Annotated in this window: 5 protein-coding genes (1 of these 5 running past the window's edge); all 5 read right to left on the bottom strand. The window is 73.4% G+C overall.

Annotation, left to right across the window (positions count from 1 at the left end; genetic code table 11):
* Positions 1-46: 46 nt before the first annotated feature.
* Tightly spaced (each overlapping or abutting the next), the 5 genes in view from WMF14_RS23025 to WMF14_RS23045 form a layout consistent with a single transcriptional unit that may run on beyond the window.
* Positions 47-4,780: a type I polyketide synthase gene (locus tag WMF14_RS23025; protein WP_437803668.1), complete on the bottom strand. Its 4,734-nt coding sequence runs from the start codon at positions 4,778-4,780 to the stop codon at positions 47-49.
* Positions 4,777-9,342: a type I polyketide synthase gene (locus tag WMF14_RS23030; RefSeq protein WP_437803670.1), complete on the bottom strand. Its 4,566-nt coding sequence runs from the start codon at positions 9,340-9,342 to the stop codon at positions 4,777-4,779. The genes WMF14_RS23025 and WMF14_RS23030 overlap by 4 nt, the downstream gene beginning before the upstream one ends.
* Positions 9,339-15,089 carry a type I polyketide synthase gene (locus WMF14_RS23035; protein ID WP_437803672.1) on the bottom strand — a complete coding sequence of 1,917 codons (5,751 nt, stop codon included), beginning with the start codon at positions 15,087-15,089 and terminating at the stop codon, positions 9,339-9,341. The genes WMF14_RS23030 and WMF14_RS23035 overlap by 4 nt, the downstream gene beginning before the upstream one ends.
* A complete protein-coding gene (locus WMF14_RS23040) occupies positions 15,086-20,656 on the bottom strand; it encodes a type I polyketide synthase (protein WP_437803674.1) in 5,571 nt (1,856 codons plus the stop codon). The genes WMF14_RS23035 and WMF14_RS23040 overlap by 4 nt, the downstream gene beginning before the upstream one ends.
* Positions 20,653-21,291: the 3' end of a type I polyketide synthase gene (locus WMF14_RS23045; RefSeq protein WP_437803676.1), read on the bottom strand. 4,098 nt of this gene lie beyond the right edge of the window; the window shows 639 of its 4,737 coding nt (coding positions 4,099-4,737); the start codon falls outside the window, past its right edge; its stop codon occupies positions 20,653-20,655. The genes WMF14_RS23040 and WMF14_RS23045 overlap by 4 nt, the downstream gene beginning before the upstream one ends.

Here is a 21,291-nt window from a genome sequence, read left to right on the forward strand (position 1 = left end):
TCGACGCGGTGTCGTCCTGGGTTCGGCGGATCACTCACCCCACTCCTCATGCGGAAAGCAGGCTCGACAGCTCGCGATCGATGAGCGCCGTCATCTCGTGGTCCGAGAGCTGCTCCACCTCGTCGATCATCTCCGCTCGCAGGGGCGCCTCGGCACGCTCCAGCGGGGGCGCGGGGGCGCTGTCGCCGAGCAGCAAGGACGCGAGGTGCTCGGTCAGCGCCTCGATGGTCGGGTGGCTGAACACGACCATCGAGGCGAGCGGGCGCCCCACGCCGCGCTGGAGCCGGTTCTTCAGCTCGACCGCCATGAGCGAGTCCATGCCCATGTCGAAGAAACCCCGCTGCGGGGGCGCCTTCTGCGAAGGATCCATGCCCAGCACGCGATCGACCTCGCCCTGCACGAGCTCCGCGACCATCGCCCGTCGGGCCCCCGGCGCGACCTGCGAGAGGCGCGCGTGCAGATCCGGACGAGCCTCCGCCTCGGGCGCGCGCCCCTCCGGCGAGAGCTCGGCGAACAGGGCAGGCACAGCGCCGTGGTCCGCGGGCTCCGCGCGGCGGGACGTGTCGATCGGCAGCACGGCGGCCTGGACCGCGCCCGAGGCGACGAGCCGCTCGAGCCAGCGCAGCCCTTCGGCGGGCGCGATCACGCCCGCGCCCCGCGCTCCGTGCCCGCGCAGCGTCTGCCTCTCGAGCGCCTCGGCGAGCGCCGTCCCCGCCCACGCGCCCCAGTTGATGCTGAGCGCGGGCAACCCCGCGGCGCGGCGGTGGTGCGCGAGGGCATCCAGAAAGGCGTTCGCTGCGGCGTAGTTGCCCTGCCCCTCCACGCCCAGGAGGGACGCGCCCGACGAGAACAGGACGAAGAAGTCGATGTCGAGCGAGCGCGTGCAGAGGTGCAGGTTCCACGCCCCCTCCGCCTTGGGCCGCATGACGCGAGCGAAGCGGTCGGCGCTCTGCTGGAGCAGCACCCCGTCGTCGAGCGCCCCCGCGGCGTGCACAACGCCGCGCAGCGGGCAGCCGCCGGCCGTGAGCGCGGCGAGCGCCTCCCCGAGCGCCGCGGCGTCGGCGACGTCGGCCCGGATCGCCGTGACACGCGCTCCCTTCGCTTCCAGCGCGCGCAGCACGGCCTGGGCGCCCTCGTCCGGCTCGTCCGCCCCGAGGATGCAGAGCTGCCGCGCGCCGCGGTCGACCATCCACCGCGCCACGTCGAGCGTCGGCGCGCGGAGCTCGCCCGTGAGGAGGTACGCCGCGCCGGGATCGAGCGCCACCTCGCGCGCGCCTTCGCCAGGGGCGCCGCGCACGAGGCGCGCCGCGTAGCGCTGGACCCCTCGCAGGGCGATCTGATCTTCGCCGTCGGACGCGAGCAGGTGGGCCGCCAGCGCGGCCGCTTCGCCGTCCTCGGCCGAAGGTGCCAGGTCGACGAGCCCTCCCCATACCTCCGGGTGCTCGAGCGAAAGCACCCGACCGAGGCCCCAGAGCGGCGCCTGCCACGGCGCCGGCACGGCGTCGCCCGGCGCCACCGCGACGGCCCCGCGGCTCACGAGCCAGAGCTTCGGCGGCGGGCTGAGCTCGCTCCTGGCCACCACCTGCACCCAGGCCAGCGCGCGGGTCACGCTCCGCGCGATCGCCGCGGAAAGACCGTCGCCTCCCTCCGGCACAGCGTCGACGCCAGCGAGGTACACGACCCCGCGGACCGGTCCGCGCGCCGCGATCCGGTCCGCCCACCACGCGCCGAGCTCCGCCGCGGAGGCCGGATCCAGGGGCGCCCCGCCCTGCCCCTGCGGATCCGATGCGGTCCGCGGGCGAAGCCGCGAGCAGGTCGCCCCCTCGGCTTCGAGCGCGTCGGCCAGCCGGTCTCCTGTCGTCCCCTCGTCCGCGACCACGACCCAGTGCGCCGGCGCCGGAGGCCGCGAGGGCGAGAGCGGCGCCGGACGCCACTCGGCCTCGTAGAGCCAGTCCGCGGGCGCGGCGCCGAACGAGCCCTCCGTCGCCTCCGGCCGCGGCGTCCCCTGGCCGCGCGGCGCCGCGCCGGGGGTCTCGAGCCAGTACCGCTGTCGCTGCCAGGGGTACGTCGGCAGCGCCACGGTGCGGCCGCCCGGAGAGAAGAGCGCTGGCCACGCGACCGTCTGGCCGCGGACGTACAGCTCGCCCATCGCGCGCAGCAGGCTCTCCCGCTCGTCTTGCCCGCGACGCAGCGTGGTCACGCTCCGGTCTTCGCCGTCCTCGCGCAGGCACTGCCTCAGGTTGACGGCGAGCACCGGGTGCGGGCCGACCTCCACGAAGATCCGGCAGCCGTCCGAAGCCGCGGCCTCCACCGCCTGCGCGAACAGCACCGGCGCCCGGATGCCCCGGGCAAAGTACCCGGAATCGAGCGACTCGCCCTCGATCTGCGCGCCTGTCACCGTGCTGTACATCGCGATCGCCGCCCGGCGCGGCGCGAGCCGCCCCAGCGCGCGCGCGAGCTCGCCTTCCAGCGGCGCCATCTGCGGGCTGTGGAACGCGTAGTCCACGCGCAGCATCCGGCAGAGCACGCCCTGCCCCCGGAGCCGCTCCAGGAGATCCTCGAGGGGCGCGGCCTCTCCGGAGAGCACCACCGAGCCGGGATCGTTGATCGCCGCGATCGAGAGCCGGTCCTCGTAGCCCTGGAGGGCGCGCGCCCCGTCCTCGGGGCCGAGCGCGACCGAGGCCATCTTCCCGAGCCCCGTCGCCTTCTGCATGACGCGTCCGCGCAGGCAGACGAGCCGCACCGCCTCCTCGAGGCTCAGCGCTCCGGCCACGTAGGCCGCCGCCGCCTCGCCGACGCTGTGGCCCACCACCGCGTCCGGGGTGACGCCCCACGACCTCAGCAGCTCCGACAGCGCGACCTGGATCGCGAACAAGGCAGGCTGCGCGACCTCGGTCTCGTTCAGGCGCGAGCTCGCCTCCGGCGCGGCGAGCGCTTCGAGCAACGAGAAGCCCGCGTGCCCCTGAACGAGCGCGTCGCAGGCCTCGATCGCGGCGCGGAACACGGGCTCCTCGCCGAGGAGCGAGCGCCCCATCCCGACCCACTGGGAGCCCTGCCCCGAGAAGACGAAGGCGACGCGGCCGCGACCCCCCGGAGGCACCGCGCCGCTGACCGCGCCCGCCGGCGGCTCACCCTGCTCGAGCGCGGAGAGCGCTGCGGCCACCTCCGCTCGGCCGCGCCCTACCACGGCCAGCCGGTGCTCGTGGTGACCGCGCCGCGCGCTCGCCGTGTACGCGATGTCGTGCAGGCGCGCCCCGCTCTCCTGGGACGCCTCGGCGACCAGGGCCTCGCGGTACAGCCTCGCGAGGGCCGAGAGCGCCTCCGGGCTCTTCGCCGACAGCGGCAGGAGGTAGCTCGACGCCTCTCGCGCCTCCGCCGCAGGCTCCAGCCTGGGCGCTTCTTCCACGATGACATGCGCGTTCGTCCCGCTCAGCCCGAACGAGCTCACGCCCGCGAGCCGCGGCTTCTCTCCGCGCTTCCAGGGGACGGGCGCCGTGGGGATGGTGAAGGGCGTCCCTTCCAGCGTGATCCGGGGGTTCAGCGCCCTGAAGTGCAGGTTCCGCGGAACGATCTCGCGCTCCAGGCAGAGCACCGCCTTGATCAACCCCGCCACGCCGGCCGCCGCCTCGAGGTGTCCGATGTTGGTCTTCACCGCGCCGAGGACGCACGTCGAGCCGTCCGCGTGCGGCGCTCCGAGCACGGCCTTGAGCGCATCGAGCTCGATCGGATCGCCGAGCGACGTCCCCGTCCCGTGCGTCTCGACGTACCCGATCGACGACGCCGCCGTCCGCGCGTTCTCGAGGGCCTTTTGCAGCAACGCCTTCTGCGACAGCACGTTGGGCGCCGTCATGCCGGTGGACCGGCCGTCCTGGTTCACCGCCGATCCGCGGATCAGGGCGAGGACCGGGTCGCCGTCGCGCTGCGCGTCCGACAGGCGCTTCAGCACGATCATCCCGCACCCCTCTCCACGCACGAAGCCGTTCGCCCCGGCGTCGAACACCTTGCAGCGGCCGTCCGGCGAGAGCACCTGGCTCCTCGCCAGGAGCCGCATCGGCGTGGCCGAGAGGATGAGGTTCACGCCGCCGGCCAGGGCCAGCGCGCTGTCGCCGCTCCGCAGGCTCTGGCAGGCGAGGTGGACCGCCACCAGCGAGGACGAGCACGCCGTGTCGACGATCATGCTCGGCCCCTGGAACCCGAACGCATAGGACAGCCTGCCCGCCGCGAAGCAGTGTCCCGTCCCGGTGACCGTGTAGAAGTCACCCGATTCGGAGATGCTGGCGCCGCTGAGCTCGGCGTAATCGGTCATCGACGTGCCGACGAAGACGCCGACCCGGCCGCCGAACAGCTTCTCCGGGACCTGTCCGGCGCGCTCCAGCGCCTCCCACGCGACCTCGAGCAGGAGCCGCTGCTGCGGGTCCATCGCCCGCGCCTCCCGGGGAGCGATACCGAAGAAGGCCGCGTCGAAGAGGCCGACGTCCTCCTTCAAGAACGCGCCCCAGCGCGCCGCCCTCGCCCCGGGATCGGCGGAATCCGCCGCGGAGGAGCCCAGGCGAAAGCGCTCGCTGGGCACCTCGGCGACCGCGTCCGCGCCTCGCTCCAGCAGCCGGAAGAACGCCTCCGGGCTGTCCGCCGCCCCGGGGAAGCGGCATCCCATGCCGATGATCGCTATCGGCTCGGCCGTCGCTCGCCGCGTCGCCTCGAGCTCGGCCTCCAGCTCCCCGAGCTTGACCATCGCCTTGCGCAGGCGCGCCCGGTACTCCTCCAGCAGGGCCGTGGTCATCCTTTGCGTCCCCTCTCGATCCTGCTCATCGACGCGTCGAAGGCCGCGAGCAGATCGTCGTCCGAGGCGTGCGCCTCGAGGGCCACCTCGGCCGGCGGCGAGCCGTCGAGAGGCCCGGCTTTCGCGTCCGGGCTCGGTGAATCGACGGGCTCGAGCTCCATGGCGAGCTGCTCCGAGAGCGCGGCGACCGTCGGGTAGGTCCATATCAGCGTCGCCGACAGCGTGAGGCCGAGCGCGGACTCGAGGCCGTTGCGCAGCTCGAGGCCCATGATCGAGTCGAACCCGAGCGTCCTGAAGGGCGCCCGCGCGTCGACGCGGGCGCCGTCGATCCGCAGCACCGCGGCCACCTGCTCGCGCACGAGCTTCTCGACCCTCCGCCGGCGCTCGTCCGGCGCCGCTTCACGGAGCGCGCGCACGAGCGCGGCGAGCCGCGGCGCGGCGGCGCGCCGGGCAGCGCGGGCCTCCTCCACGATCGAGGACAGGCGCTCCGAGGAGGCCACCAGCGGGTGGAGATCGACCCAGTGCCGCGCGTCGAAGTGAACGACGCCCATCTGCGCGCGGTCCACGGAGAGCAGGCGGCGGAAGAGCGCCTCGCCCTCTTCGGGCGTGATGCTGCGCCACCCGCGCTGCGTCATGCGCCCCTCGCGCTCGGCCGTGATCCCCATGCCGACGCCGGCGAAGAGCCCCCAGTTGATGCTCAACGCAGGCAGCCCGCGGCGCCGGCGATGGTGGGCCAGCGCGTCAAGAAAGACGTTCGCGGCCACGTAGTTCCCGATGCCAGGCGGGCCGAAGAGCGACGCCGACGACGAGTAGAGGACGAAGAAATCGAGCGGCGCGTCCTGCGTCGCCGCATGGAGGTTCCACGCGCCGAGCACCTTCGGCGCGAACACCTTGCGGAAGCGCTCCATGTCCTGGTTGATGAGGAGCCCGTCATCCAGCACGCCGGCGGCGTGGAGCACGCCGCGGAGCTCTGGCAGGCGCGCCCTCACGTCGCGCACGAGCGCAGCGAGCTCCGCCGGATCGGCGACGTCGGCCTTCGCCACCGTCACCTCGACGCCGGTCGACTCCAGGGCGGCGATCGCCGCGGCCTGCGCGTCCGAGGTCACCCCCTGCCGCCCCACGAGCACGAGGTGCTTCGCTCCCGCGTCCGAGAGCCACTTCGCGGCGAGCAGGCCGAGGCCTCCCAGGCCGCCGGTGATCAGGTACGTGGCGTCGGCGCGAACGGCAGGCCGCGCGCCGCCCTGCTCCGCCCCGCGCACCTCCTCATCGGACAGCCGCGACAGCGCGCCGACGTAGCGGCGCTCGGCCCGCAGCGCGACCTCTTCTTCCCATCGCTCCGAGAGGATCTCTCGAACCAGGGCCTCGGCCTCGCCCGCGGAGCCCGCGGGGTCCAGGTCGATGCGCGTGCACCGGAGCTCGGGGTGCTCGAGGGCGACGGTGCGCCCGAGGCCCCAGAGCGGCGCGTGCGCGACCGCGACGTCGCGGGGCTCGCCGTCGATCGCCTGCGTCCCCCGCGAGACGAGGAAGAGGCGCGGCATATCGCGAAAGCCTGCGCGGGCGAGCGCCTGCACGATGTGCAGCGCGCAGCCGGAGCCGCGCGTCTGCGCGGCGTCGAGGGACGCCGCGGTGATCGGCTCCGGCGCGGGGCCGTCGAGGCTCCCCAGATGGATCACGCCGCGGCGGGGGGCATTGCCAGGAAAGGCGTCGCGCAGCAGGGAATCGAAGCTGGCCGCAGCCGCTGGATCCAGCGTGCAGCCGCGCTCGTTGCCCTGCTCCGGGCCCCGCAGCCCGACGCGCACCACCGTCTCTCCGCGCGCCTCGAGGAGCGACTGCACCTCGCTCGCCAGCCCCGCTTCGCCCGAGAGGAGCAGCCAGGACCCGTTCGGCGCCGGCACCTCCGGCGCGGCCTGCGGCTCCGCGCGCCGCCACCTCTGCAGGAGGAACGGCGAGGTTTCCCCGGCGCCCCGCGGCCCTGGAGGGCCCCCGGACGAGCGCTCGACATCGACCCAGTAGCGCTCCCGCAGCCACGGATAGGTCGGCAGCACGACGACGCGGCCCTCCGGATGGATCCGCTGGAAGTCCACGCCGCCGCCGTGGGCGTAGAGCGCGCCGAGCGCCTGGAGCAAGCTCCGCCGCTCGTCGGCGTGCCGCCGCAGCGAGGCGATCACCGCCCCTTTCCGCTTCCTTTCGCGCAGGGCCTCGTCGATGGCCGGCGCGAGGATGGGATGGGGGCTCACCTCGAGGAACACCGTGGTGCCGCCTTCGATCGAAGCGTGCGTCGCGCGCTCGAGCAGCAGGGGGCCGCAGAGGCTCCTCGCCCAGTACGCCGCGCCGAGCTCCTCTCCGTGCGCGAGCTCTCCCGTCACCGTCGAGCGCATCGACAGGCTCGCCCTCTTCGGAGCGATCCCGCGCAGCGCGGCGGAGAGCTCCGCGCCCAGCGCCTCTCTCTTCTCCGTCGGGAGCTCGGGCAGGATCGTGGCGTCCTTCCCGCTCACCTGGCGGAGCAGCCGGCTCCACCGGCAGATGATCCGCGCGGCGTCCTCCAGCGTGAGCGCTCCGGCGACATGCGCCGCGGCCACTTCGCCCGCGCCGTGCCCCAGGATCGCCCAGGGCTCGACGCCCCACGATCGCCACAGCGCCGCGAGCGCTACCTGGAGGGCGAACAGCGCAGGCTGGCCGACGTCGATCGGATCGAGCCGCGCGCTTCGCTCATCGGCGCAGATCGCGTCCACGACCGAGAAGCCCGCCTCGCGCTGGATCACGGCGTCGCACGCCTCGAGCATGCTGCGGAAGGCGGGCTCCTCGTCGAGGAGCGTTCGTCCCATGCCTGCCCATTGAGAGCCGTGGCCCGAGAAGAGGAACACGACCCGGGCAGGCCCCTCGATCGGCGCCTCGCCCCGCACCGCGCCGGCTCCGAGCGCCCCGCGGGCGAAAGCATCGAGCGCCTCGCGCATCTCCCTGTGCGTGTCCGCCACGATCGCGAGCCGCTGCGCGAAGTGGGCGCGCCCGACGCCCGCGGTGTAGCAGACGTCGGAGAGCCGCTCCGCGGGGTGCTGTTCGAGGTGCGCGGCGTAGCGCAGGGCCAGGGCCTCGAGCGCCTCCGGCTGCTTGGCCGACAGGCAAAGGAGGTGCGGTGGGCGCTCCTCCGGGGGCGCTTCCTCCGCCGTCGCCGGCGCCTCTTCCAGCACGGCATGCGCGTTGGTCCCCCCGAAGCCAAACGAGCTGACGCCGGCGATGCGCCGCCCGACGGAGACCTCCCAGGCGGTCCGCTGCGTCGGGACGGACGCCGGGATGTCGTCGAGCGTGATGTGAGGGCTGAGCTCCTTGAGGTGCAGGTGGGGCGGGATCTCTCGGTGCTGGAAGGCGAGCGCCACCTTCATCAGGCCCGCGATGCCCGCCGCCGACTCGAGGTGCCCCAGGTTGGTCTTGACCGAGCCGAGCCAGAGCGGCTGCGCCGGTGAGCGCCCGTGGCGCAGCGCCGCCCGGAGCGCGCCCACCTCGACCGGATCGCCGAGCGACGTGCCGGTTCCGTGCACCTCGACGTAGCTCACCTCCGCGGGCGAAACGCCGCCGCTCGCGAGCGCGCGGCGGATGACCGCCTCCTGGGCCGGGCCGTTCGGAGCGGTGAGCCCGCCGCTGCGCCCGTCGTGGTTGACCGCCGAGCCCCGGACGACGGCGAGGATGGGGCTCCTGTTGGCAAGCGCGTCGGAGAGGCGCTCGAGCACGAGGACGCCGCACCCCTCGCCGCGCACGTAGCCGTCGGCCGCGGCGTCGAACGTCTTGCAGCGGCCGTCCGGGGCCATCATGCGCAGCTGCGAGACGGCGACGGTGGAGAGCGGCGAGGTGATGAGGTTCACCCCCCCGGCGAGCGCCACGCGGCACTCACCGCTGCGCAGGCTCTGGCAGGCCAGGTGGATCGCGACGAGCGACGACGAGCAGGCGGTGTCGATCGCGATGCAGGGCCCGTGCAGGCCGAGCACGTAGGAAAGACGACCCGCGGCGACGCTGAACATGGTGCCGGTCGGCAGGTACGCGTCGATCCGGGTCGGATCTCCGCCGCCGATGCAGAGCTGCGCGTAATCGGTGTTGCTGATCCCGACGAACACGCCCGTCTCGGTGCCCGCGAGCCGGTCCGGCGCGCGGCCGGCGCGCTCCAGCGCCTCCCAGGCGACCTCCAGGAGGAGGCGCTGCTGCGGATCGACGCTCGCGGCCTCGCGCGGCGCGATCTCGAAGAACGCAGCGTCGAAGCGATCGATGCCGTCGAGGAAGCCGCCTTGGCGGGTGTACATCTTCCCCGGCGTCCCGGGGTCGGGGTCGTAGTAGGCGTCGACGTCCCAGCGCTCGGGCGGGACCTCGCGGATCGCGTCCGTGCCGTCGCGGAGCAGCCGCCAGAACGCCTCGGGATCGTCGGCGCCCGGGAAGCGGCAGGCCATGCCGACGATGGCGATGGGCTCGGTGCGGGCGCGCTGCAGGGCCTCGTAGCGGGCGCGCATCTCCCGGAGCTCGAGGGTCGCCTCCTTGAGGAGCCCGCGGTAATCGATGCGATCGACGGGATTGCTCATGTGCTCAGCCTGAGAGTCCGCATCGCGGCGAGCTCCTCCGCGAGCGCCGCGGCCATTTGCTCTTCCGAAAGATCGTCGAGATCGGCCGCGGCCTCCGGCGGAGGCGGCCCGGCTCCCGGCGGCTCCGCATCGAGCCCGTCCGACCCGACGTCGGGCCCGAGCAGCTCCTCCGCGACCCTCCGTGAGAGCGCCTCGAGCGTCGGATAGTCGATGAGGAGCGTCGCGGAGAAGCGACGGCCGGTGGAGCGCTCGACGAGGTTCCGGAGCTCGACCGCCATCAACGAGTCGAGGCCGAGCTCGCGGAGCGGGCGGCGCGGATCGAGGGGGTCCAAGGGTTCGAGCTTCATGATCTTCACCACCAGCGAGCGGACGTGCTCCACCACCATCGCGGAGCGCGCCCGCGGGGGCGACTCGGACAGGTGGCGCCGCAGGCCATCCTCCTCGCCGGCCGCGGGCGCCGGCCCGCGAGGCGCGCCTTCGACCTCGAGGCGCTCGAACAGCGGCCGCCGCCGCATCGCCTCCTGGATCGCCTTGAAGACGCGAAGGTCGACCCGGGCTATCACCGCCTGCGCGACGTCGCCTCCGGCGAGGCGCTCCAGCATCGCGAGGGCGTCTCCAGGCGAGAGGGCAGTGATCCCGATCCGCTCGAGCTCCGCCAGGAGCTCGGGCGAGGCCATGCCTCCGCCCGCCCAGGGCCCCCAGTTCACGCTGACGTAGGGCCGGCCCTCGCGCCGGCGCGCGTGCGCCAGGGCGTCCAGGAAGGCGTTGGCCGCGGCGTAGTGCGCCATCCCCGCCGAGCCCCAGACGGACGCGATCGACGAGAACGAGACGAAGAAGTCGAGGGGCGCGCCGCGCGCGAGCCGATCGAGGAGCCACGCGCCCCTCACCTTGGCGCGGAGCACCGCCTCGACGGCGCCCTCGTCGAGCGCCGGGATCGGCCGTGTGTCCGCGAAGCCCGCGGCGTGCACGATGCCGCGCAGCGGGAGCTCCTCTGCGCGCAGCGACGCGAAGAGCTCGGTCATCCGCGCTTCGTCCCCCACGTCGGCGGCGATCACCCGCACGCTCGCCCCCTCCACCTCGAGGGCGCGGACGGCAGAGATCGCCGGCTGGAGCGGGTGATCCGGCGGCAGATCGGCCCACATGTCGCGCGGCGGCAGCCCGCGGCGTCCGACCAGCGTGAGGTGCCTCGCGCCGCGCGCGAAGAGCCATCGCGCCACCGCGAGGCCGAGCGCGCCGAGCCCGCCCGTGATCAGGTAGATCGCGTCGGCGCTCACCTCGACCTGCGGCGCCTCCTGGACGGCTTGCCGCGCGAGCCGGGCGACATGACGCTGGCCGCCCCGGAAGGCGATCTGATCCTCGCCGTCGGGGCGCTCGATGACGTCGAGCAGCAGCGCCGCGTCGGCGTCGGACGCCTCCGGCGCCAGATCCAGGAGCCCGCCCCACTGCTCGGGGTATTCGAGCGCCGCCACCCGCCCGAGCCCCCATACCGGCGCCGCAGCGATCGCCGGACCTGCGCCGGAGACCGGCTGCGCGCCGCGCGTGACGGCCCAGAGCCGGGCGGAGCGAGCCTCCGGCACGTCCGCGAGCGCCTGGATCGACGCGAGCAGGCTCACGCAGCCCATCGCTTGCGCCGCGTCGAGCGCCTCCGTCGAGGCTGGCTCCGCCGTCCCCGCGTCGAGGCTCCCGAGGTGCAGGAGCCCGCGGAGAGGTCGATCGTCCCTATGCGCCGCGTCCCGGAGGATCTCCGCGAGCCGCTCGCGGCGCGCGGCGTCGCTCGGACGGACGAGATCGCAGCGCTCGCCCTTCGCCTCCAGCAAGCTCGCGAGGCGGGCGCCCACACCCCCGCGATCGGCGACGACGAGCCACGAGCCCGGGCTCTCCGACGCGGGCCGCGGCGATGCCGCGCGGTACTCCAGCGGCGACCACTCGACCGCGTACACCCCGGCGTCGAGCGAGGCTTCGGCCCGCGCGCCGGCGGAGAGCGGATGGAGCGCGCCGTTCTCGAGCGCGGCGGGCATCTCCTCACCCCAGGCCGCCGCGGCATACGGGAGCGGCGCGCTCATCCGGCCCCGGGCGGCGCGGGAGACGTGCTCTGCGCGCGCGTAGCCGTCCTTGCGCAGGACCAGGAGGACGTAGCTCACGAGCTTCTTTTCGAGCATCCGGCCGAGGTTCGCGTACGACCGGAAGCTCTGGAGGACGAGCGGATCGAGCCCCGGACCGACCTCGGCGAAGCGCTCTTCCAGGCGCTCGTCGTGGAAGAAGTTCCCGACCTCGCGGCTGACGTCCACGCACTCGGCCACGCTGAGCCGGTAGCGCGCGAACAGGTCGCACCACTCGTCCCGGGTCACGAGGTACGACGACGTCTCCTCGTGCACGATGGACGACGCGCCGTTGGAGACGAAGTCCGCCATCACGACGAAGCCGCCCTGCTGGAGGTGCCGGCTGACGTTCGCGAAGAGCGCGTCTTTGTCCGCGATGTGCGCGGCCACCTCGAACCCGAGGATCACGTCGTACTGCGACGGGAAGTCGTGCCGCGTGCTGTCGCAGTTGAAGATCTTCACGCGATCTTCGAGCCTGCGGGCGCGGAGCTTTCGATGACCGTTCCGGGCCTGCTCCGGGGAGATCGTGTAGCCGTGGAGCTCGAGGTGCGGGTGCTGCTCCGCGAGCGCGATGAGATCCGCGGCGTGGCCGCACCCGAAGTCGAGCACCTTGGAGCAGGAAAGGAAATCGACGTGCCGGAACGCGACCTGCCGCATTTCGCGCTGGGCGGCGCTGACGCGCGCGAAATCCGCCGCGTGCATTCGCGGGCGAGCCATGGTCCGGAGCCAGGAGAACTCCGGAACAGCCTCTCGGAACGGCGGGAAGGTGAGGTAGGCCTGCTCGAGCGAATCCCTCTCGGGCGCGTCGCCCGCGTCCACCGTGGAGAGCGCATCGTAGTAGCGGGCAACCGACGTATCGGCGCCGGCCGGCGCGGCCGCGCCGTTCTTGGTGACGGAAGGCGGGTCGATCCAGCATCGACGGCGCTGGAAGGGGTAAGTGGGCAGCACGAGCTTGCGCCGGGCCCGGTCGCGGTCGAAGCCCGCGAAGTCCACCTTCGCGCCTCGCACGTACAGCGCCCCAAGGCTCTCCAGCATCTGCGCGCAGTCCGAGCGCTTCGGCCGCAGCGACGGCAGCCACACCCCCGACCCCTCCGGCACGCATCGCCGCCCCATCGCCGAGAGCACAGGGCTCGGCCCCACCTCCACGAACGCCTCCGCCCCCGCCTCCTGCAGCGCCCGTATCCCCTCCATGAACCGCACCGGCGCCCGCACATGCCTCGACCAGTACGACGCCTGCGTCACTTCCTCGCCCGCCGCCCTCCCCGTCACGTTCGCGATCAGCTTCCGCTGCGGCAACCCAAGCTTCACCTTCGATGCCGCACGCTCGAACGCCTCCACCATCGGCCCCATCAGCGGCGAGTGGAATGCGTGCGATACGTTCAGCCAACGGCTCTTGACCCCGCGCGCCCCCAGCGCCTCCACCACCGCTGTCACCGCCCCGCGCGCCCCCGACACCACCGTCTCCGACGGCCCATTCACCGCCGCGATCGACGCCTCCGCCGCGTACGGCCTCACCGCCTCTGCCACCGTCGCCTCGTCCGCGAACAGCGCCGCCATCGCTCCCTGCTTCGGCAACGCCTGCATCAGACGCCCTCGCGTCGCGATGAGCTCGAGCCCCTGCTCCAGCCCCATCACCCCCGCAACGCACGCCGCCACGTACTCGCCCACGCTGTGCCCCAGCACCGCGATCGGCTCTATCCCCCACGCCTTCCACTGCGCCGCCAGCGCATACTCCACCGCGAACAGCGCCGGCTGCGTGTACGCCGTCTCGTCCAGCGGGCTCGCCTGCCCCTCCGACGGATACAGCACCTCGATCAGCGGCCTCTCCAGGTGCGGCCTCAACAGCGCATCACACTCCTCGATCGCCCGCCGGAACACAGGCTCCGTCGCAAACAGCTCCTGCCCCATCCCCACGTACTGCGAGCCCTGTCCGGTGAACAGGAACGCCACGCGAGGCCCCTCTGCCCGCTCCACCCGCCCAGCCTCCGGCGGCTCCCCTCGCTCGCCTCGCGCATACGCAGACAGCCGCTCCTGCATCTGGGTCCGGGACGACGCCACCACCGACAGCCGGTGCGCGAAGTGCGCCCTGCCCGTGTGCGCCGTGAAGCCCACGTCCCCGAGCTTCTCCTCCGGGTGCGACCCGAGGTGCTCCGCGTACCGCCCCGCCAGCGCGCGCAACGCCTCCTCCCGCTTCGCCGAGATGCACAGCAGCTGCGCCGGACGCTCCGCTCCCGCCGCCTTCACCTCCGGCAGCGCAGGCGCCTCTTCCAGCACCACATGCGCGTTGATCCCGCTCATTCCGAACGAGCTCACCCCTGCTACGCGCCGCTCGCCTTCCGCCGAAGGCCACCGCGTCCGCTCCATCGGCACCCGCACCGGCAGCTCCGACCACGCCACGTGCGGGCTCGGCTGCCGCAGGTGCGGCTGCACCGGCAGCTCTCCGTGCTGCATCGCCAGCGCCACCTTCAGCACCCCCGCCACCCCCGCCGCCGCCTCCAGGTGCCCGATGTTCGCCTTGACCGCTCCCACCCACAGCGGCCGCTCCGGCAAGCGACCCGGCCCAAACACCTCACCCAGCGCGTTCAGCTCGATCGGGTCCCCGAGCGACGTGCCCGTGCCATGCGCCTCCACGTAGCTCACCTGCGACGCTTCCACCCCCGAGGCCTCCAGCGCTCGCCGGATCAGCGCCCGCTGCGCCACCCCATTGGGTACAGTCAGCCCCCCGCTCGGCCCGTCGTGGTTGACCGCCGAGCCTCGGATGATCGCGAGGACGTTGTCACCGTCCGCCAGCGCATCCGACAGCCGCTTGAGCACCACCACCCCGCACCCCTCGCCCCGGCCGTAGCCGTCCGCAGACGCGTCGAACGTCTTGCACCGACCGTCCGGCGCGAGCGCCCGGAGCCGCGAGAGCGCGGCCCATGGATCGGGCGACAGCATCAAGCTCGCTCCGCCCGCGAGGGCCACGCGGCACTCGCCGTTTCGCAGGCTCTGGCAGGCCAGATGGATCGCCACGAGCGACGACGAGCACGCGGTGGTCACCACCATCGAAGGGCCCTGCAGGCCGAGCACATACGAGAGGCGGCCCGCGGCGAAGCTGAACTCGTTCCCGCTCGCGGCGTACCCGTCGCTCCCGCCGCGCGTCTGCGCCGCGCTGATCAGGTGGGCGTAGTCGTTGCTCATCATCCCGATGAACACGCCGGTCGAGCTCCCGAACAGGGCGTCCGGGGATTGCCCTGCCCGCTCGAGCGCCTCCCAGCTCACCTCGAGCAGCAGGCGCTGCTGGGGATCGAGGCTCTGCGCCTCGCGCGGCGAGATCCCGAAGAAGGATGGATCGAACTGATCAACGGAGCGCAGGAAGCTGCCCCGGCGGGTGTAGCTCTTGCCCGGCTGCTGCGGGTCTGGATCGAAGAACCCCTCCACGTCCCACCGGTCGGAGGGGATGTCGCTCGTGGCGTCCACGCCCTCGCGGAGCAGCTCCCAGAAGGCCTCCGGGCTGTCGGCGCCGAGCGGCATGCGGCAGCTCGACCCGATCACGGCGACGGGCTCGGTCCGCGCGCGCTCGACGGACGCGAGCCGCGCCTCCAGCTCCTCGATGACGACGAGCGCGCGGAGCAGCGCCGTGCTTTGGTCCTGCTTGCTCTGGCTCACTTCAACCTCTTCTTGATCGCATCGAGCTTCTCCAGCAGGAGCTCCGAGAGCTCGCCCTCGGACATCTCCTTCAGCCTCTCGAGCCGCGCTCCCCTCTCGTCGGTCGCGGGGGCAGGCACGGCCGCGGAAGGCGCCGGGGCGACCGGGATCGCGAGCACCTCGTCGGCCAGGTAGCCGGTCAGCGCCTCGACCGTCGGGTAGTCGAATAGCAGCGTCGAGGGGAGCGCGCGGCCCACGTGGCGCTGGAGGCGGCCTCGGAGCTCGACGGCCATCAGCGAGTCGAGCCCCAGATCGAAGAGCCGCTGCCGGATCTCGAGCGGGTGCGCGGGCCCGAGCCCGAGGATCGCGGCGACCTGCTCCTTCACGAAGGCGTCGATCAACCCGCGGCGCGCGGGCGCCGGGGCCTCCGCGAGCCTTCGGCGGAGATCTTCGCGATCCGCTCCGGCCGCGCCGTCGCGGCGATCCTCGCGAACGAGCTCGGCCAGCACGGGCGGCGCTCCGGCAGGGTGCTGCTCGAGGTTCAGCGACCACCGGGTGACAGGCAGCACCGCGGCCTGGGTCGCGCCCTCGGCCAGGAGCCGCTCGACCCACCTGAGCCCCTCCGCCGGCGGGATCGCTCCCACGCCGCGGGCGGCCTGACGTCGCTGCGCGGACGCCTTCACCCCGCCCGCCATCCCGGCGCCGGCCCAGGCGCCCCAGTTGATGCTGAGCCCCACGAGCCCCTGGGCCCGCCGGTGGTGCGAAAGGGCGTCGAGGAAGGCGTTCGCCGCCGCGTAGTTGCCTTGCCCGGCCGCCCCCAGCAGCGACGCGCCCGAGGAGAAGAGCACGAACAGATCGAGATCGAGCGCCCGCGTGCGGCGGTGCAGGTTCCACGCGCCCGCGATCTTCGGCGCCATCACCCGCGCGAGGCGCTCCGCGCTCTGCTGCTCCAGCACGCCGTCGTCGAGCACGCCGGCGGCGTGCACCACGCCGCGCAGCGGACGACCGCTGGCGGAGATCGCGTCCAGCACCCGGCCGAGCGCCGCGTCGTCGGCCACGTCCGCCTGCATCGGTACGACCTCTGCTCCCGCCTCTGCGAGCTCGCGCAGCGCGGCCTGCGCCGGCTCCAGCGGCTCGCGCCGCCCGACGACGTAAAGCCGCCGCGCGCCGCGCTCGACCATCCACCGCGCCACGTGCAGGCCGAGCGCGCCGAGGCCGCCGGTGATCAGGTAGGCCGCGCCGCCGTCGAGCGCTGTCCCCGCCTTCCCCTCACCGGCCGCGCCGCGCGCGAGGCGCGCCACGAACCGCTCTCCGCCCCGCAGCGCGATCTGATCTTCGCCGTCGGGCTCCTCGATCTCCTCGCAGAGCAGCGTGGCCTCCTGCTCGGGCGCGATCTCCGGGCCCAGGTCGACGAGGCCGCCCCAGCGCTCCGGATGCTCGAGGGCGATGACCCGGCCGAGCCCCCAGAGCGGGGCGACGCCGAGCGCCGCCTCGTCCGGTGCGCAGGCCACGGGCTGGCAGCGCCGGGTCACCACCCACAGGCGTCCCATGTCCCCACGGCGGGACAGCGCCTGCGTGAGGTGGAGCAGGCCCGCGGACGTGGCGCCGGCCGCCTCCGGTGTCGCGCCGTCGAGGCCCGAGAGGTGCACCACGCCGCGCCATGCGAGGCCGGGCGAAGAGGCCAGCTCCCCCAGCCACGCCTGCGCGCGGATCGCGTCCGCGAGGGCTTCGCGAGCGTCTGCCGGCGCCACGACCGCATCGTCACCGCGCTCCGTCAGGCGCCGCGCGAGGGCGGCGCCCACGCCCTGGCTGTCGCCGAAGATCAGCCATCGGCCCGGCCCCGAGCCAGCGCGGCCCGGCGCCGGGCCCCCGCGCGCCTTCGGCCGCCACGCGAGATCGTACCGCCACTCGCGGGCGCGCTCGGCTTCTCCTCCGGAGCGGAGCAGCGTGTCGCGCGTCGCCGGCCGGCCGCGGAAGCCGATCATCTCCGCGACGACCCGCCCCGCGTCGTCGACGATGCAGAGATCGCCGCTCACGACCTCGGCCTGGGCGTCATCGGGGCCGCGCAGCGTGACGTGGCTCCACAGGCGATCGCGGGGCGGGCCATGGAAGATGAAGCGCTCGATCCCGAGGGGGACGCCCACTTTGACGCGGGAGACCGCGGCCATCGCGAGCTGAAAGCAGGCGTCGAGCAGCCCGGGGTGGAAACCATAGGCGTCCACGCCGTCGCCTTCCTCCGGGAGCCGCATCCGGCACAGCGCCTCTCCGTCACGCCGCCAGATCTCCTCGATCCAGCGGAAGGAGGGCCCGAACTCGAAGCCGAAGCGCCCGATCAGATCACCGTAGAACGCCTCTCCTGACATCGACTCTCGGCAGCGCCTCCGCACGTCGTCCCGCGACGGCGGCGCGACGGCGGTCGTATCGGCCGCTGCGCGGAGCTTGCCGGTCACATGCAGGGTCCACGCCGGCTCTTCCTCGCCCGCATCGTGGCTGAAGATCCGGAAAGTGCGCTCTCCGGATTCGTCCGCGGAGAGGACGAGCTGAACGTTGCGCGGTCGCTCCGGGGCCAGGACGATCGGCTGGGCAAAGAAGACGTCCTCCAGCGCGTACGGCCCGGGGCCGAGGCTCCGGATCGCGGCGTCCAGCACCATCGCGACCTCCGTGGTGCCCGAGACGATCGCCATGCCCTGCACCCAGTGATCGTTGAGCAGCGAAGTCGACCGGGGATCGAACCGGGCCTCGAAGACGATCTCCCGCAGCGCCGGCGAGTAGAGCCGCCGCCCGAGGAGCGGGTGCCCGCCCCCCGGACCTTCGCCCTGCGCGGGATGCGACCGCGGCGGCTCGATCCAGCAGCGCTCGCGCTGGAAGGGGTAGGTGGGCAGCACGAGCTTGCGCCGGGCCCGGTCGCGGTCGAAGCCCGCGAAGTCCACCTTCGCGCCTCGCACGTACAGCGCCCCGAGGCTCTCCAGCATCTGCGCGCAGTCCGAGCGCTTCGGCCGCAGCGACGGCAGCCACACCCCCGACCCCTCCGGCACGCATCGCCGCCCCATCGCCGAGAGCACAGGGCTCGGCCCCACCTCCACGAACGCCTCCGCCCCCGCCTCCTGCAGCGCACGTATCCCCTCCATGAACCGCACCGGCGCCCGCACATGCCTCGACCAGTACGACGCCTGCGTCACCTCCTCCCGCGCCGCTCTCCCCGTCACGTTCGCGATCAGCTTCCGCTGCGGCAACCCAAGCTTCACCTTCGATGCCGCCCGCTCGAACGCCTCCACCATCGGCCCCATCAGCGGCGAGTGGAATGCGTGCGATACGTTCAGCCAACGGCTCTTGACCCCGCGCTCGCCCAGCGCCTCCACCACCGCCGTCACCGCGCCCCGCGCCCCGGACACAACCGTCTCCAACGGCCCGTTCACCGCCGCGACCGACACCTCCGCCGCGTACGGCTCCACCGCCTCCGCCACCGTCGCCTCGTCCGCGAACAGCGCCGCCATCGCCCCCTGCTTCGGCAACGCCTGCATCAGACGCCCTCGCGTCGCGATGAGCTCGAGCCCCTGCTCCAGCCCCATCACCCCCGCAACGCACGCCGCCACGTACTCACCCACGCTGTGCCCCAGCACCGCAATCGGCTCTATCCCCCACGCCTTCCACTGCGCGCTCAGCGCATATTCCACCGCGAACAGCGCGGGCTGCGTGTACTCCGTCTCGTCCAGCGGGCTCGCCTGCCCCTCCGACGGATACAGCACCTCGATCAGCGGCCTCTCCAGCTGCCCACGCAACAGCGCGTCGCACTCCTCGATCGCACGCCGGAATACGGGCTCTGTCGCGAACAGCTCCCGCCCCATTCCCACGTATTGCGAGCCCTGTCCGGTGAACAGGAACGCCACCCGCGGGCCGTCAGGACGCTCTACCCGCCCCTGCTCCGTCTGCTCCGCTGGCTCGCCTCGCGCCAACGCACTGAGCCGCTCCTGCATCTGGGCCCGGGACGACGCCACCACCGACAGCCGGTGCGCGAAGTGCGCCCTGCCCGTGTGCGCCGTGAAGCCCACGTCCCCGAGCTTCTCCTCCGGGTGCGACCCGAGGTGCTCTGCGTACCGCCCCGCCAGCGCACGCAACGCCTCCTCCCGCTTCGCCGAGATGCACAGCAGCTGCGCCGGACGCTCCGCTCCGGCCTCCTTCACCTCCGGCTCCTCCGGCGCCTCTTCCAGCACCACGTGCGCGTTCGTGCCGACGAAGCCGAACGAGCTCACGCCCGCCACGCGCCGCCCTTCGACCGGCAGCCAGGGAGCGCCCGTCGCCGGCACCGAGATGCGCGCCTTGCTCCAGTCGATGAGGGGGTTCGGCGCGACGAAGTGCAGGTGCGGCGGGAGCTCCCGGTGCAAGAGCGAGAGCACGACCTTCAGCACGCCGGCCACGCCCGCCGCCGGCTCGAGGTGGCCGATGTTGGTCTTCACCGAGCCGATCAGCAGCGGCCGATCCGGAGGCCTGCCTGCGCCCAGCACCGCGCCCAGCGCCTCCACTTCGATGGGATCGCCGAGCGACGTGCCGGTCCCGTGCGCCTCGACGTAGCTGACCACCGACGGCTCGATGCCGGCGCGCTCGAGGGCTGCCCGGACGACGGCCTCCTGCGCAGGTCCGCTCGGCACCGTCAGCCCGCTGCTCGCGCCGTCCTGGTTCACCGCCGAGCCGCGGAGGATCGCGAGGACGTCGTCGCCGTCGCGGCGCGCGTCGGAGAGCCGCTTCAGTACGAGGACCCCGCAGCCCTCGCTGCGCACGTAGCCGTCGGCGGAGGCTGCGAAGGTCTTGCACCGTCCGTCGGGCGAGAGCATCCGCGCGCGAGAGAAGGCGATGTTGGCGTCCGGCTCGAGGATCAGGTTGACCCCCCCGGCGAGCGCCAGCGTGCAATCGCCTGCGCGCAGGCTCTGGCATGCGAGGTGGATCGCCACCAGCGACGACGAGCACGCGGTGTCGATGGACATGCTCGGCCCCTGCAGGCCGAGAACATAGGAGAGGCGCCCCGACGCCGCGCTCAGCGCGTTGCCGGTGCCGAGGTAGGCGTCGATGCTCGCAGGCGTCGGCATGAGCCGCTGCGCCCGGCGCAGGTAGTCGTTGGTGCCGATGCCGATGAACACCCCGGTCCGGCTGCCAAGGAGCCCATCCGCGGAGATGTTGGCCCGCTCGAGCGCCTCCCAGGCGACCTCCAGCACGAGGCGCTGCTGCGGGTCCATCCCGGCGGCCTCCCGCGGCGAGATGCCGAAGAAGCTGGCATCGAAGCGATCCACATCGTTCAGGAAGCCTCCCCAGCGGGTAGACATCTTCCCCGGAGCGTCGGGATCCGGGTCGTAGTACGCGTCGATGTCCCAGCGGTCGCGGGGGATCTCGGCGATGGCGTCGACGCCCTCCCGGAGGAGTCTCCAGAACGCCTCGGGGCTGTCGGCCCCACCGGGCACCCGGCAGCCCATTCCGAGGATCGCGATGGGCTCGCGCTCGGCGCGCGCGAGGCGCTCGACGCGCGCGTTGAGCTCGTACGCGTACAGCACGAGCTGCCGGGGCTCGAGGCGGCTGATGCGGTCCAGAAAGCTGCTCACGAAGGTCCTCCGGACGCGATCCGGGCCAGCATCCGCTCGACGTCGTCGTTCGAGAGTCGCTCCACCCTGTCCAGGAGCCCCCCGAGCGCCTCCGCCTCGGTGAGCCCCCCGAGCGCCTCCGCCTCGGTCGCCCGCTCCGCCGGCTCCGGCGCGAGCACCTCGGCTTCGAGGTAGCTCGTGAGCGCTTCGATCGAGGGGTGATTCAGCGCCAGGGTCGCCGGCAGCGCGCGCGCCACGCTGCGCTGGAGGCGGTTCTTCAGATCGACGGCCATCAGCGAGTCCATCCCCATGTCGGCAAACCGGCCCCTGGCGTCGAGCGCGCGATCGTCGCCGAAGCCGAGCACGCGAGCGACCTCCTGGCGCACGTGGGCGAGCAGGATCCCCCGCCGATCTGCCGGTTCGGCCTCGGCGATCCGCCGCATCAGATCGGGCGGCGCCTCGGCCGGCGGCCCTTCACCCGGCCTCTCCACCAGATCGGACAGCAGCCGGAGCGACGCGCCACCGCGGGCGCTCCGCACGAAGCGCTCCCAGTCGGCGTTCACGGCCACCACGTGCGACCTGTCCTCGGCGAGGAAGCGCTCGAGGAGCGCGAGCCCGTCCGCGCCAGGGATCATGTCGATGCCCCACTCGCGCCA

Origin of the sequence: Sorangium sp. So ce693 (assembly GCF_051521375.1) — a bacterium.
GTDB lineage: Bacteria > Myxococcota_A > Polyangia > Polyangiales > Polyangiaceae > Sorangium > Sorangium atrum.

Coding starts and splice junctions, on each gene's coding strand:
- WMF14_RS23025 (WP_437803668.1), bottom strand. CDS start 4,780: ATGACCACGGCCCTGCTGGAGGAGTACCGGGCGCGCCTGCGCAAGGCG.
- WMF14_RS23030 (WP_437803670.1), bottom strand. CDS start 9,342: ATGAGCAATCCCGTCGATCGCATCGATTACCGCGGGCTCCTCAAGGAG.